The organism is Salinisphaera japonica YTM-1, assembly GCF_003788585.1.
Lineage (GTDB): Bacteria > Pseudomonadota > Gammaproteobacteria > Nevskiales > Salinisphaeraceae > Salinisphaera > Salinisphaera japonica.
Genome location: NZ_AYKG01000030.1, coordinates 22,957 through 36,203, shown reverse-complemented (window position 1 = coordinate 36,203; position 13,247 = coordinate 22,957). Strand labels below are relative to the sequence as shown.

General features: G+C 65.5%; 13 protein-coding genes. 4 read left to right on the top strand and 9 right to left on the bottom strand.

Annotated features, from left to right (window positions below; translation table 11 throughout):
* Nucleotides 1-376: 376 nt before the first annotated feature.
* Genes SAJA_RS09910 through SAJA_RS09895 form a run of 4 tightly spaced genes read right to left on the bottom strand, consistent with a single transcriptional unit; the run spans nucleotide 377 to nucleotide 3,367 of the window.
* Entirely contained in the window at nucleotides 377-838 is a 462-nt protein-coding gene (locus SAJA_RS09910) for a PaaI family thioesterase (RefSeq protein ID WP_123658514.1), read from the bottom strand.
* A gap of 32 nt (nucleotides 839-870) precedes the next feature.
* Entirely contained in the window at nucleotides 871-1,749 is an 879-nt protein-coding gene (ligD, locus tag SAJA_RS09905; RefSeq protein WP_123658513.1) for a non-homologous end-joining DNA ligase, read from the bottom strand.
* Nucleotides 1,746-2,753 carry a non-homologous end-joining DNA ligase gene (ligD, locus tag SAJA_RS09900; RefSeq protein WP_123658512.1) on the bottom strand — a complete coding sequence of 336 codons (1,008 nt, stop codon included), beginning with the start codon at nucleotides 2,751-2,753 and terminating at the stop codon, nucleotides 1,746-1,748. The genes ligD (SAJA_RS09905) and ligD (SAJA_RS09900) overlap by 4 nt, the downstream gene beginning before the upstream one ends.
* On the bottom strand, nucleotides 2,750-3,367 hold the full coding sequence (locus SAJA_RS09895) for a DNA polymerase ligase N-terminal domain-containing protein (RefSeq protein ID WP_123658511.1): 618 nt from the start codon (nucleotides 3,365-3,367) through the stop codon (nucleotides 2,750-2,752). Before SAJA_RS09895 ends, ligD (SAJA_RS09900) begins: the two co-directional genes overlap by 4 nt.
* A 125-nt stretch (nucleotides 3,368-3,492) precedes the next feature.
* On the opposite strand from SAJA_RS09895, the gene SAJA_RS09890 reads away from it, so the two are divergent.
* Together SAJA_RS09890 and SAJA_RS09885 are read left to right on the top strand one after the other, a co-directional pair.
* A complete protein-coding gene (locus SAJA_RS09890; protein ID WP_123658510.1) occupies nucleotides 3,493-3,936 on the top strand; it encodes a nucleoside deaminase in 444 nt (147 codons plus the stop codon).
* A 52-nt stretch (nucleotides 3,937-3,988) separates the two neighbouring features.
* The gene (locus SAJA_RS09885; RefSeq protein WP_123658509.1) at nucleotides 3,989-4,879 is read left to right on the top strand and encodes an aldo/keto reductase; all 891 of its coding nucleotides are present in this window, start codon (nucleotides 3,989-3,991) and stop codon (nucleotides 4,877-4,879) included.
* An 80-nt stretch (nucleotides 4,880-4,959) separates the two neighbouring features.
* Here the strand turns inward: SAJA_RS09885 and SAJA_RS09880 are convergent, their stop codons facing one another.
* A complete protein-coding gene (locus SAJA_RS09880) occupies nucleotides 4,960-5,778 on the bottom strand; it encodes an HAD-IIB family hydrolase (protein ID WP_123658508.1) in 819 nt (272 codons plus the stop codon).
* A gap of 53 nt (nucleotides 5,779-5,831) precedes the next feature.
* Nucleotides 5,832-7,967: an ATP-dependent helicase gene (locus tag SAJA_RS09875; RefSeq protein WP_123658507.1), complete on the bottom strand. Its 2,136-nt coding sequence runs from the start codon at nucleotides 7,965-7,967 to the stop codon at nucleotides 5,832-5,834.
* A 133-nt stretch (nucleotides 7,968-8,100) separates the two neighbouring features.
* On the opposite strand from SAJA_RS09875, the gene SAJA_RS09870 reads away from it, so the two are divergent.
* Entirely contained in the window at nucleotides 8,101-9,291 is a 1,191-nt protein-coding gene (locus tag SAJA_RS09870; RefSeq protein WP_123658506.1) for an amino acid aminotransferase, read from the top strand.
* Nucleotides 9,292-9,325: 34 nt separating this feature from the next.
* Entirely contained in the window at nucleotides 9,326-10,255 is a 930-nt protein-coding gene (locus tag SAJA_RS09865; protein WP_123658505.1) for a DMT family transporter, read from the top strand.
* Between the two features lie 8 nt (nucleotides 10,256-10,263).
* Here SAJA_RS09865 and SAJA_RS09860 read toward each other — a convergent pair whose 3' ends face one another.
* The 3 genes from SAJA_RS09860 to SAJA_RS09850 all read right to left on the bottom strand — a co-directional run bounded on the left by SAJA_RS09860 (nucleotide 10,264) and on the right by SAJA_RS09850 (nucleotide 13,209).
* Nucleotides 10,264-11,526, bottom strand: a complete 1,263-nt coding sequence (locus tag SAJA_RS09860) for a uracil-xanthine permease family protein (RefSeq protein ID WP_123658504.1) — start codon at nucleotides 11,524-11,526, stop codon at nucleotides 10,264-10,266.
* 21 nt (nucleotides 11,527-11,547) lie between these two features.
* Nucleotides 11,548-12,180, bottom strand: coding sequence for a uracil phosphoribosyltransferase (upp, locus tag SAJA_RS09855; protein ID WP_123658503.1), 633 nt, complete (start codon nucleotides 12,178-12,180; stop codon nucleotides 11,548-11,550).
* 84 nt (nucleotides 12,181-12,264) lie between these two features.
* Nucleotides 12,265-13,209, bottom strand: a complete 945-nt coding sequence (locus tag SAJA_RS09850; protein ID WP_123658502.1) for a LysR substrate-binding domain-containing protein — start codon at nucleotides 13,207-13,209, stop codon at nucleotides 12,265-12,267.
* Nucleotides 13,210-13,247: the final 38 nt, after the last annotated feature.

Genomic DNA, 13,247 nt, shown 5'->3' with positions numbered 1-13,247 from the left:
CTTGCCTGACACGCCCGGCGCGGGCAATGCGACGGCATATCTCATGACGACACGCCCTAGGGCCTGTTGCCGTTTCATACGAGCGCCGCGTTGGTGCCCAAAATCTGGCCAGGCAAGGCGCGAGCCGCGGGTCGTGGCGCGCCACGATCAAGGGGAGCAACGTCGCATGGCCGGATTTTGGGCCCAACCCTTCGGGACAAGCGCTGGTTTGCGGCAATCCAGCGTTCTAGCCCACTTGCGCAGAATGACTGCGCGGCGCGGGCTCCGCCTCGTCTTGCCGTAAAACAGCGCTTGGCGCGGACTCGTATGAAACGGCAACAGGCCCCAAGACGGTGAAAATCCTGCGGTTGTGGTCACACTACGAATAAGCGACGGACTACTGCCTAATAAAGCGTTGCCGAAACGCGGCCGCGGCCGCGCCGTCCGGGTCCGCCAGCCGCTTCCAGACCCCACGCGCGCTCACCAGCGTGCGATCGCCGCAGGTGATCGTGCCGTCGATGAAGGCCAGGCTTCGGGTGATGCGCGTCATGCGCGCCCGGCCCTCGACGATATCGCCGACCTGCCCGGCCGACATGAAATGCGTATCGAGTTGAACCGTGGTCACGGGCTCACCGCCCACGGCGTGGCGCAGCGCATGGCCCATCACGCGATCGGCGAGCGTCACCAGCAGCCCGCCCTGGGCCACGCCGGCCTGATTGACATGGCGCACGCCCAGCTCCAGCGCCAACACCAGTTGATCGTCTGTCGCCCAGCGCTCCCAGATCGGGCCGACTAGCCCGGCAAAGCCTTGTTCGTCGTGGATGTGCCAGCCTGTGGCTTCACTCGGCGTGTCTTGCATGCGCTTGTCGTTGCCAATTGATCCGAGCGGTATTAAACGCTCTGCGCGATGGCCTTGTCGATGCGCTGTCGGTGGTTGTCAATAGCCGCCCAGGGGCAATCGCGCTGGCCCAGCCGGCGAAAGATATTGCCGATATGCCAACGGCGTGGGCCAAGGTCGGTATCGCCCAACTCGTCCCAGGCCAAGGGGGTCGCGATCGGCGCGCCGGGTTTGGCGCGTACCGAATACGGCGCCACACCGGTCTGATTCACGGCATTTCGGGCCACGTCCAAGTACAGCCGGCCACGGCGCTTGTCCTTGGCGTGTGCGGTGGTGAAATCATCCGGATGATCGGCCGCGATCGCCTCGGCCATGTCTTGCGCAAAACCGCGTACCCGATCGAAGCCGGCACTGGCATCCAAGGGCACCGCCACGTGTAGCCCCGACGAGCCCGTGGTCATGACATACGACACGAGGCCGACGTCGGCAAGGGCTTTGCGCACCGCGCGGGCGGCTGCAACGACAGGCGCGAAATCGGTGCCGTCGTCCGGCGGGTCGAGATCGAAGATCAGCCGGTCGGGTTTGTCGAGTGCGCCGGCACGCGCGAGCGGCACGTGGAACACGATCGCGCCCTGATCGGCGAAATAGACGAGCGTATCGGCGGAGTCGATCACGGGCTGGATGATCGTATCGTCCTCGGTAGCCACCCGTACGTGCGCGATCCAGTCCGGATAATGATCGGCCACGGTTTTCTGTATGAATTGCGGCGTGCCTGCTATGCCGTCCGGGAAACGGTGCAACGTCACGGGCCGCTCGGCCACGTAGCGCTGCATGATCGGGGCGATACGCCGGTAATAGTTGGCCAGATCACCCTTGGTGAAACCGGCTTCGGGGAAAAAGATCTTGTCGGCCTTGTCGATCGTGATGGTCATGCGCGGTCCTCTCGCACGACCTCACGGGCATCCTTGTCGTCGCGCTCGCCCAGATAGGCCGGATGACGCAGGCGCCCGTCGGGCGTCCATTCGGTGAACCGAATGTCGGCGACCCGCTCAGGGGTGACCCAATGGATATCCGTAGCGTCAGGCGGGTCGGCAAACGCAGGCTCGGCCTGCTCGATCGTCGAGAGCGTTTCTTTCAGACGCGCCAGCTCGGCGTCTGTAAAACCGGTGCCCACGCGCCCGGCATAGCGCAGTGCATCGCCCTCGTAATAGCCGACCAGCAGCGCCCCTATCCCGGTGCGGCTGCCTTCGGGATCGGTATAGCCACCGATCACCAGTTCCTGGCCGGCCTCGACCTTGAGCTTGAGCCAGCGCTTCGAGCGCCCGTTGCGATAAGCGCTTTCGGCTTTCTTGGCGATGATGCCTTCCCAACCTTTCTCGCGCGCCTCGGCCAGAAACGCTGCGCCGTCGCCGTTGCGATGTGGGGTGAAGCGTAGATCACCCGAGTAATCGAGCACCTCGCGAATCACCTGCTTGCGCTCGCGCAGCGGCACGCGGCGGATGTCGTAGTCCTCCATCCAGGGGCTATCGAAGACATAGAAATAGATCTTGATCCCGCTGGCGCGTGCCTCGGCCGGATCACTGATGCCCGCGCGCTGCTGGAGGCGTGAAAAACAGGTGGTATCGCCCTCGAAGGCCACCACCTCGCCGTCGAGCACGAAACGCTCGCCCGGCTGGGCCGCCATCAGCGCGACCAGCTCCGGAAAATGCCCGTTACGCGCCTTCCCGTTACGGGTATAAAGCTCCACATGGTCGCCGTCGCGAAAGACCAACAGACGGATGCCGTCGAACTTGCGCTCATAGAGCCAGGCGTCGTCGGAAAACGGCTCGCGATGCAGCGTGGCCAGCATCGGCTCGAAGGTATAAGGCATGGGCGCTTTCCTGGCCTTGGCCCAGCTGTCGGCGCTCAATACATACTTGATACGGGCCTTGGTCATGAGTCGCGGCCCGCATGATCCCTGATCTCAGCCGTGCTGCGATCGGTGAGCACCGATGTGTCTTCGGTGGATACGGGGTTGCGCCGGGCATCAGCGGCGGCGTCGTCCATCTTCACGAGCAGCCACTGGCGTGTATCGCCCTCGGTACGAAAATGGGTCAGCGCATAACCGCCGGTGAGTTTGTCGCCGTGCAACGTGACCATCAAATGCCCGTCGGCCCAGCACTGAGCCAGCGATTTTTCGCGCCCCCCGGCCTCATCGCGCTTGGCGTTATCGAAGACCCCGATATCCCAGACCATGACCGTGCCGCCGCCGTATTCGTTCGCCGGGATCACGCCCTCGAAATCGGCATAGTCCAGCGGATGATCCTCGGTCTCGATCGCCAGCTGCTTGTCGCGCGGGTCGGTCGAGGGGCCTTTTGGCACCGCCCAGGACTTCAGCACCCCGTCGATTTCCAGGCGAAAATCATAGTGCAAGGACGAGGCATCGTGCTTCTGGATAACGAAAACCGGCCGCACCCCGCGTGCCCACGCCCCGCGCTGGCCGGCCGGCTCCGGGGTCACGTCGGCGCGTCGCTTGTCGCGATAGCGCTTCAAGGGATCCTTGTCTGTCATGGCCGCCTCATCTTGCCCTGCACCTGTTGTTGTAGCGCGACTGGCCGGCGATGTCATCCGGGCAACCCCGCACGCAGCATGCCGGTTTATCATGAGGCGACACGCGCCGATTCGCCCAGCTATCCATGTCCCACGCACGATTCATGCAAGCCGCCCTCGAACAAGCCCGTATCGGCTACGCCGAAGGCGGCGTGCCAATCGGCTGTGTGCTGGTCAAGGACGATGCCATCGTCGGCGCCGGCCATAACCGTCGCGTACAACAAAACAGCGCGATCCGCCACGGCGAGATGGATGCCCTGGAAGCCACCGGCCGCAAGCCGGGCGCCTGGTACAAGGACATCACCCTCTATACCACCCTCTCACCCTGTGCCATGTGCACCGGCGCGATCCTGCTTTACGGCATCCCGCAGGTCGTGATCGGCGAAAACGCGTCGTTCATGGGCGAAGAAGCCCATCTGGCCAGCCGCGGCGTGACGGTCACCGTGCTGGACGATGCCGATTGTCGCGATCTCATGACGGCCTTCATGCGCAACGCGCCGGAGCTATGGCACGAGGATATCGGCCTGTAGCGTATCGCTGACTGCCGCCCCGCCACATGCCGACCCTGCCTGGAGAGCGCCCATGCTGACGCCCGACACCACGCTCACCCTCAACAACGGCATCGCCCTGCCGGCCTTTGGCCTGGGCGTGTACCGGAGTTCACCGGCCGATACCGCACAGGCTGTCGCCGCGGCACTTGGCGCCGGTTACCGCCTGATCGATACCGCCTCGGTCTATCACAACGAGGCCGAAGTGGCCGAGGGCATGCGAGCGGCCAACGTGGCCCGCGACGATGTCTTCGTCACCACCAAGCTCTGGATCACCGAGTACGGCTACGACGAGGCCCTGGCCGCCTTCGACGCCAGCCAGGCCCGGCTCGGCCTGGACGTGATCGACCTCTATTGCCTGCACTGGCCGCTGCCTGTTGCCTTCGAGCAGACGCTGGCCGCCTGGCAGGCCGCCGAACGCCTGCTCGCCGAAGGCCGCGTGCGCGCCATCGGCGTATGCAACTTCGCCCCCGAACATCTCGACCGTCTGGCCGAGCACTGCACCGTGGTACCCGCCATCAACCAGGTCGAACGACATCCGTATTTCAACCAGCTGGCCCTGCGCCGCGAACACGCCAAACGCGGCATCGTCACCCAGGCCTGGTCCCCCATAGGCGGCGCCGCGCGTTATCGCCCGGACACCCCCGACCCGGCCCGTGACCCACTCACCGACGCCACCCTGGCCACCATCGCTGCCGCCCACGACAAGACACCGGCCCACATCATGCTGCGCTGGCACCTGCAACGCGGCATCGCCGTTGTCCCAAAATCAATCCGGCCCGAACGAATCGCCGACAACATCGACGTTTTCGACTTCGCCCTGACTGAAACCGAACTCGAAACGATCGATCGCCTCGAAACCGGCCAACGCAGCGGCGCCGCGCCGGACGAAGTGGATTTCGAATACGCCGCACGGCGGCATTGAAGTTTAACGCTGGACGAGCTGTGTCACATGAATATAGAAACGGCCAAAGACCGATCTGTAGCAAATCGGTGAGCCAGTCCTCAACTTCTGCCGTTCACACCGGAAACAGTCGCGAGCAACTTTTCAAGATCACCCGACCCCGGCGCCCGTAGCCGCCGATCGGCGGCTGCGATGACCCGCTCGTTGGCTTCGCCCATCGCAAAGCCGGTGCCGGCCGCTTGCAGCATGGTGATATCCGAGTCCGCGTCGCCGAAGGCGATGCTGTGGGCCGGGTCGATGTTCAGGTGGGTTGCCAGGCGGTGCAAGCCGTGGCCCTTGGTGGCATCGACGGCGTGGATATCGTGGCATTCGGTGCCGGACCAGGACATGACGAGATCGGGGTGGTTGGCCACGGCCGTGCGGACGTCGGTGAGCGCATCGATGTTGCCGTCGCACATGATCTTGAGCGCGCGGGGCGGCAGTTCGGCGGGGTCGAGTTCGGCGCGGCGCAGGGTCGGCGTTACGCCGCCGCCGGTGGCCTCGTTATCGATCCGCCAGTCCGGGCCGTAGGCCTGCCAGCCATCGGTCGCATAGACATGGACACAGCCGCCGGCGGCAACATAGGCGGCAAGCACAGCACCGAGATCGGCCGGGATATCGATCTCCGTGGCCGCGATTCGGGTGCCGTCGGGGGCATTGACCAGCGGGCCGTTGTAGGAGACGAGATACAGCGGCAGGTCGAAGATGGCGGCCAGGTCGAGCAATGATGCGCGTTGGCGCGAGCTGGCCAGTGCCACGGTGATGCCGGCCTCGTGCAGGCCGCGCAGCGCGTTGATCTGGCGCTCGCCGAGCGGGTGGGCGTGGTTGATGAGCGTGCCGTCGATATCAAAGACGGCCAGGCGGACGGGATGATCGATCATGGGGCGGCGTGTCGGTTTGCAGGCGCGTAGTGTCGAGCGCGTAGCCCGGGCAATCAATCCCAGAGCGAGCGCGCGGCAGAGGCCAAGTCCAGGCTTGGCCGATCGGCGCTTGGCTTGCCGGCGGCATCGATACCGCTTGTCGCGGGTAGCGCGCTCTTGTCGGTGACCTGCTCGAAGCAGGCCAAGACCCGCGGCGTGAAGAAACGGCTGGCCGCGCCGTAGACATGACGATCACCGTATTTGGGCTGTTCGGGCACGTAGTAGCGCAGCGGCGAGATGACCTGGAGCTCGTTTTTCGCCCGCGTCAAGGCGACGTACAGGAGGCGGCGTTCTTCTTCCAGACCGGCCTCGGTTTTCGTCGAAAACTCGCTGGGAAACGTGCCGTCGGCCACGTGCAGGACATGCACGCTGTCCCATTCCTGGCCCTTGGCGCTGTGTACGGTCGACAGAATCAGATAGTCCTCGTCGAGCAGGGCATCGTCGTTGTGATCTCCCGTGGCCTGGGGCGGGTCGAGCGTCAGCTCGGTGAGAAAGGCCGGCACGTCGGCGTAGCGTTCGGCGATACGCACCAGATCATCAATATCGGCCTCGCGGGCCGTCGTGGGCGCCTCGTAGCGCTCGCGCAGGATGGTCTTGTACCAGGCCGCGGCGGGTACGAGCACGCCGGGCCAGTCGGCGGTATCGCCAACCATGGCCGCCACGGTGTCGATCATGGCCCGCCAGGCGGTTTGATCGGCGCGCGCGGGACGAAAATCCGCCAACACGGCGATCTCGTCGTTACCAGCCGTCAGCGCATCGACCGCCTGGCGCGCAGTGCCGGGGCCCACGCCGGGCACGAGCTGCATCGTGCGCCAGGCCGCGATCTCGTGGCGTGGATTATCGGCCCAGCGCAGAAGCCCAAGAAAATCCTTCACGTGCGCGGCTTCCAGGAACTTCAGCCCGCCGTATTTCTTGAACGGCACGTTGCGCGCGATGAGCTCGATCTCCAGCTCGTTGGCGTGGTGGCCGTTACGAAACAGCACGCCCTGGCGCTTCAAATCCACCCCGGTTTCGCGCCGGGCCAGAACGGCATCGACCACGTAGCGCGCCTCGGCCGCGCTGTCCATGACGGTGACATGACGCGGGCGCGTGCCGGGCCCACGCTCGGTGAACAGCTGCTTGGCATAGGCACGGCTGGCCTCGCCGATGAGGGCGTTGGCGGCGTTGAGAATCGCCTGGCTCGAGCGATAGTTCTGTTCGAGCGTGACGACGTGCGTGCCGCAAAACGTCTTGGGGAAATTCAGGATATGGTCGACCTCGGCCGCGCGGAAGCCATAGATGGCCTGGGCGTCGTCGCCGACCGCCGTGACGCCGCGGCCGTCGGGCTTCAGCCCCGAGATGATCGCGGCCTGCAAGCCGTTGGTGTCCTGATACTCGTCGATCAATACATGATCAAAGCGTGCGCCGATCTCGGCCGCCAGTGCCGGCTCGCGCATGACGAGCTGCCAGTAGAGGAGCAGATCGTCGTAGTCGAGCGTGGCGCGGTCCTGCTTGCGCGCGGTGTAGTCGGCGAACAAGCGCTTGAGATCGTCGTGGTGCTCTCGACACCACGGGAAATAACCGTCCAGCACGTCGACAAGTCGCGCCTGACGGTTCACGGTCGCCGAATAGATCGCCAGACACGTGTCTTTGCGCGGGAAGCGTTTGGCATTCGGATCATCGCGGCGTGTCAGCCCGGCATCGTGGCGAGCCACGTCCATGAGATCGGCCGCATCGCTGCGATCGAGAATCGAGAACGCCGGCTCCAGACCCAGCCGCGGCGCATATTCACGCAGAAGCCGGGCGCCGATGGCATGAAAGGTACCCGCCCAGGGCAGCTTCACGCTTTGCCTACGCCGCCCGCGCTCGGCCAGTGCGGCGTCGCAGATGGTATGCGCCCGCCGCGTCATTTCCTCGGCCGCGCGGCGCGAGAAGGTCAAGAGCAGGATACGGCGCGGATCCACGCCGGCCAGCACCAGATGTGCGGCGCGATGCGAGAGTGTCTGAGTCTTGCCGCTACCGGCACCGGCCAGGATCAACAATGGATCGGCATCCCAGCCGTGGGGTGCGGCCAGGCCAAACGCCGCGGCCTCGCGCTGGGCCGGGTTCAGGCCGGCCAGATGAGCCTCGTCGCGATGGGGCCGGTTTTTAACGGGCGTCTCGATGGTCATCACGCGAGCTTGGCACGGCAGGTGGGTCAGATTCCGACCCGGCGACGGCAAAGAGCGCGACGAGACGTTAAACTTGGCGTATCTCGATTCCGGCGGCGCGGCGGCGCCTGCCCATTACGCGAAAAGGCGATGTATGTTCGATGCGATTGAGCGCGTGCCCGGCGACGCGATTCTCGGCCTGATCCAGCAGTTCAAGGACGACCCCAACCCCAAGAAAGTGGATCTGGGCGTGGGTGTCTATCGCGATGAGGACGGCATTACGCCGATCATGCGCGCGGTCAAGGCTGCCGAGAAGAAGCTGATTGCCGACGAAGCCACCAAGGCCTATATCGGCTCGCACGGCGACCCGGCCTACGGCGAGCACGTGCTCAAGATGGTCTTCGGCGCCGACAGCCCGGTACTGGCAGACAACCGCGCCAGTGCCACACAATCGCCCGGCGGCACCGGCGCCCTGCGCCTGGCCGCGGACTTCATCGCCAGCCAGCTGCCGGGCAAATCCATTTGGCTGAGTGACCCCACCTGGCCGAATCATCTGGGCGTGTTCTCGGCCGCCGGGCTGGATATCCAGCGCTACCCTTACGTGGACGAGCACAACCAGCTCGACTTCGAGGGCATGGCCGCCGCACTCAAGACGATTCCCAAGGGCGATATCGTCGTGCTGCATGCCTGCTGTCATAACCCCACGGGCTTCGACCTGTCGGCCGAACAGTGGCAGGCCGTACTCGAGATCGTGACCGAGCGCGAGCTGCTGCCGCTGGTGGATTTCGCCTATCAGGGCTTTGGCAACGGTATCGATGAAGACGCCTACGGCGCCCGTCTGCTGGCCGAGAATCTGGGCGAAGTGCTGATCACGCAGTCCTGCTCGAAGAACTTCGGCATCTATCGCGAGCGTACCGGCTGCTTCATCGCCGTGGCCGCCGATACCGAGGCCATGGAAGACGTTCGCTCGCAGCTGGCGATCACCGCGCGGGAAAACTACTCCAACCCGCCGGCCCACGGCAGCGCCATTGTGGCCACTATCTTCAACGACGCCGAGCTCTATGCCATGTGGCACGACGAGCTGGCCGAGATGCGCGGGCGCATCAACGAGCTGCGCCAGAAGTTCGTGCAAGGGCTGGAGCCGCATGGCCTGGCCGAGCGCTTTGCCCACGTGGCCCAGCAGCGCGGCATGTTCTCTTACACCGGGCTGTCGAAGGATCAGGTCGAAACCCTGCGCGACGAGCACAGCATCTACATGGTGGGCTCGGGCCGGGCCAACGTGGCGGGGCTCAACGATGCCAACATGGAATACGTCTGTAACGCGATCGCCAGCGTCGTGAAATAACGCTCGCGATGGTCGCCGACCTGCTGGCGCGGCCGTGACGGCGGCCGACAACAGCGCCTCCCTGGGCGCTCTGGGCGTTCTCGTTGCTGCCGTGCTCTGGGGCACGACCGGAACGGCGGCGACGTTTGCCCCCGGCGTGGGCCCCCTGGCGATCGGGGCGGCTGCCATGGGTATTGGCGGGCTGTTACAGGCCGCGGTGGCGACGAGCAGTTTGTGTCGTCAGCGCGCACGACTCGTGGCCCAGCGACGGTATGTCGTTCTGGGCGGCGTGGCTGTCGCAATCTATCCGCTGGCCTTCTACTCGGCCATGGATCTGGCCGGCGTGGCGATCGGCACGGTCATCACGATCGGCGCTGCCCCCTTGTTCTCGGCGGTAATCGAGTGGCGCCTCGAAGGCCTGGCCTTGACCCGGCGCTGGACGATGGGCGCGCTGCTCGGCCTGGCCGGCATGGGCCTGTTGTGCCTGCCCGCACCTGAGGCGCTTGTCGCACACGAGACATCACGGGTTCTGGCCGGCGTCGCCGTGGGCCTGGTCGCCGGGCTGACGTATGCGTTGTATTCCTGGTCAGCGCGTCACGTCATGCAGGCCGGCGTATCGTCCGCCGCGGCGATGGGGGCCACGTTCGGGCTCGGCGGCTTGTTGTTGCTGCCGGTGTTGCTGGTGACCGGCGCGCCGTTTCTGGCCTCGTGGCCCAACTTTGCAGTCGGCGCTTATATGGCGCTGGTGCCGATGTTTATCGGCTATGTCTGTTTCGGCCTGGGGCTGGCACGCGTGCGGGCCAGTCTTGCCACGACGATCACACTGATCGAGCCGGTCGTGGCCGCCTTGCTGGCGATCATCGTCGTGGGCGAGACGCTATCGGCGCTGGGCTGGCTGGGTATCGCGCTGATCATCACCAGTCTGATGGTCATCACTCTGCCCTGGCCGGCCCGGCGCGCCGCTCGACCCCAGCCGGCGGCATAGCCAAGCGATCAGGCCCGCGAGCGCGCCCGTGGCAATACCAGGTTGAGCACCACGCCCAGCACGCCGGCCAGGGCAATACCCTGCAACTCGAAACGCCCGGCCTCCAGATGCAGGCCGCCGATGCCACAGATGAGAATCAGCCCCACGATCGCCAGATTGCGGGATTCGGTCAGATCCTCACCGGATTCGACCAGCGTGTTCATGCCCACCACCACGATGGCACCGAACAAGAGCACGATGATGCCGCCCATCACCGGCGTGGGGATCGAGGCCAACACCGCCCCGAGCTTGCCGGAAAACGAGAACAGGATCGCGAACAGTGCCGCCCACGTCATGAGCGCGGGATTGGTCGCACCGGTCAGTGTGACCGCGCCCGTGACCTCGGAATAGGTGGTGTTGGGCGGCCCGCCGAGGGCCGCGGCCAGCCCGGTGGCCAGGCCGTCGCCAAACAGCGTGCGATGCACCCCGGGATCGACCAGATAATCACGCCCGGTGACCGAGCGGATAGCGATGATATCGCCGAAATGCTCGATTGCCGGGGCGATGGCCACGGGCAGCATGAACAGCACCGCCTGCCAGTTGAAAGCCGGAGCCACGAACGCCGGCATGGCGAGCCAGGGTGCAGTGCCGATCGCGCCCAGATCCACGATGCCGAAACCAAGGCTTGCGATAGTACCTGTCGCCACGCCGCAGATGATCGGCAACAGGCGCATGAAGCCGCGGGCCAGTAGCGACACCGCCAGCGTGGTGACAAGCGAGATGAGAGCCACGACACAGGCCGTGCCGCGCGCGACGAGCTGGGTGTCGCCGCTGCTGTCGTGCCCGGTGGCCAGGTTGATGGCCACCGGTGCCAATACCAGCCCGATGACCATGATCACCGGGCCGGTGACCACCGGCGGCAATAGCCGCGTGACGAAACCCACGCCGCGCCAGGCGATGAGCCCGCCGAGCGCCATGTAGGCCATGCCCGCGGCCATCAGCCCGCCCAGCGTGGCCGGTATGCCCCAATGCGCCACGCCGTAGATGATGGGCGCGATGAAGGCGAAGGAGGAGGCCAGAAACACCGGCACCCGGCCCCGCGTGATGATCTGAAACACCAGCGTGCCGGCTCCGGCGGTGAACAGGGCCACGTTGGCATCGAGCCCGGTCAGCAGCGGCACCAGCACCAACGAGCCAAACGCCACACACAGCATCTGTGCGCCCAGCAGGCCATCGCGCAGGCGAAACGCATAGTTCTCGGCGCGCGCGACGCGCGCGGTCGGCTGGCTCATTACAGGCGCTCGTCGCGCCGGCTATTTGGTGCCGTACATGCGGTCACCGGCATCCCCCAGGCCGGGGCGGATATAGCCGTGATCGTCCAGACGCTCGTCGAGTGCCGCGGTCCATACCGGCACGTCGGGGTGGGCCTGTTTCATCGCCGCCACGCCTTCCGGTGAGGCCAACAGGCAGAGAAAGCGGATATTGGTCGCCCCGATCTTCTTCAGGTGCTCGATCGAGGCGATGGCCGAATTCCCGGTGGCCAGCATGGGATCAACCACGATCACAAGCCGCCCGCCCAGGTCATCCGGCATCTTGCAGTAATACTCCACGGCTTCCAGCGTGTCTGGGTCCCGGTACATGCCGATATGGCCCACCCGCGCCGAGGGCATGAGCTGAATCATGCCTTCGAGCAGGCCGTTACCCGCGCGCAGAATCGAGACGAAACACAGCTTCTTGCCCGCCAGAACCGGGGCGTCCATGGTTTCCAGCGGGGTTTCGATCTCTTCGGTGGTCAGCTCCAGATCGCGCGTGATCTCGTAGGTCAACAGATGGGCAACCTCGCGCAGCAACGAGCGAAACTTCTGGGTCGAGGCGGTGCTGCGACGCATCAGCGTCAGTTTGTGCTTGATCAAGGGATGATCGACGACGGTGAGATGCGCGTCCATGGCGTTCCTTTGCTTGCGGGCCGGCCGGGCGTTGGGCGGCCCCTATGCTACACCGCGCGTCGAGACGATCGCATGCGCTTGCACTCAAGCCTCGGCGCAATTCTGGGCAGCGGCCTGGTCGAACAACCACGCCATGAAGCGGGCGGCCAGCGGCGGCGGCTGACCCTGATCCGGCGTGATCAGCGCAAATTCGAACGGGGTATCGATATAGCGGGCGCTGCCAAAGGGCGCCACCAGCGCCCCGCTTGCCAGGCGATCGGCCACGAGCACGTGGCTGGCCAGCACGACGCCGTTACAAACGTTGGCGGCGTCCAGCGCCTCGTCGTAGTGGCTGTGCCGGGCCGTGATTCGTGCGTTGTGCCCTGGGCCTGCATGGGCGGCCAACCAATCCGCCCATCCGGGCAGATCGCCGCGCATGAGCGCCGGCTGTCGTGCCGGCCAGCGAACCTCGAGCAAGGGATAGGCCGTCCAATCCAGCGTCGATGGATCAACACGATCGCGTGCCAGGACGTGATCGGCTGCGACGACCGGCAACAGCCGATCCGTCATCAAGCGCCGATGCGCGACACCCGGCCACGGGCTACGGCCATAGCGCACGGCCAGATCGATCCGATCCCCCTGCCAGCTGGGCGCGATAAACGCCTGGCTGGCCTCGATGTCCACCGCTGACGATACGGCGTCAAAGGCGGCCATTCGGGGGCCCAGCCAGTGCCTGGCAAACGACGGCGGCACGCTGATCGACAGCGTCTGGCCGCCGGCCGGGCGTTCAATCGCCTGGGCCCAGGCGGTATCGATGGCATCGATGCCCGGGGCGATCGCATCCAGCAGGGCCTGGCCGTGTGCGTTCAAGGCCACCCCCTGCGAAAGGCGCTCGAACAGGGGCGTACCCAGACGTGTTTCCAGCTGGCGAATACGACGGCTCACGGCGCCCGGCGTGACCGCAAGCTCGCCGGCCGCCGTGCGAAAACTCTCGGCACGGGCGGCCGCGACGAATACCGCCAGCGCAGCGATCGGCGTTTTAGCTGCCATGAGGGTGATTTTTTCTCAACACGGCCGTCAGTTTAATC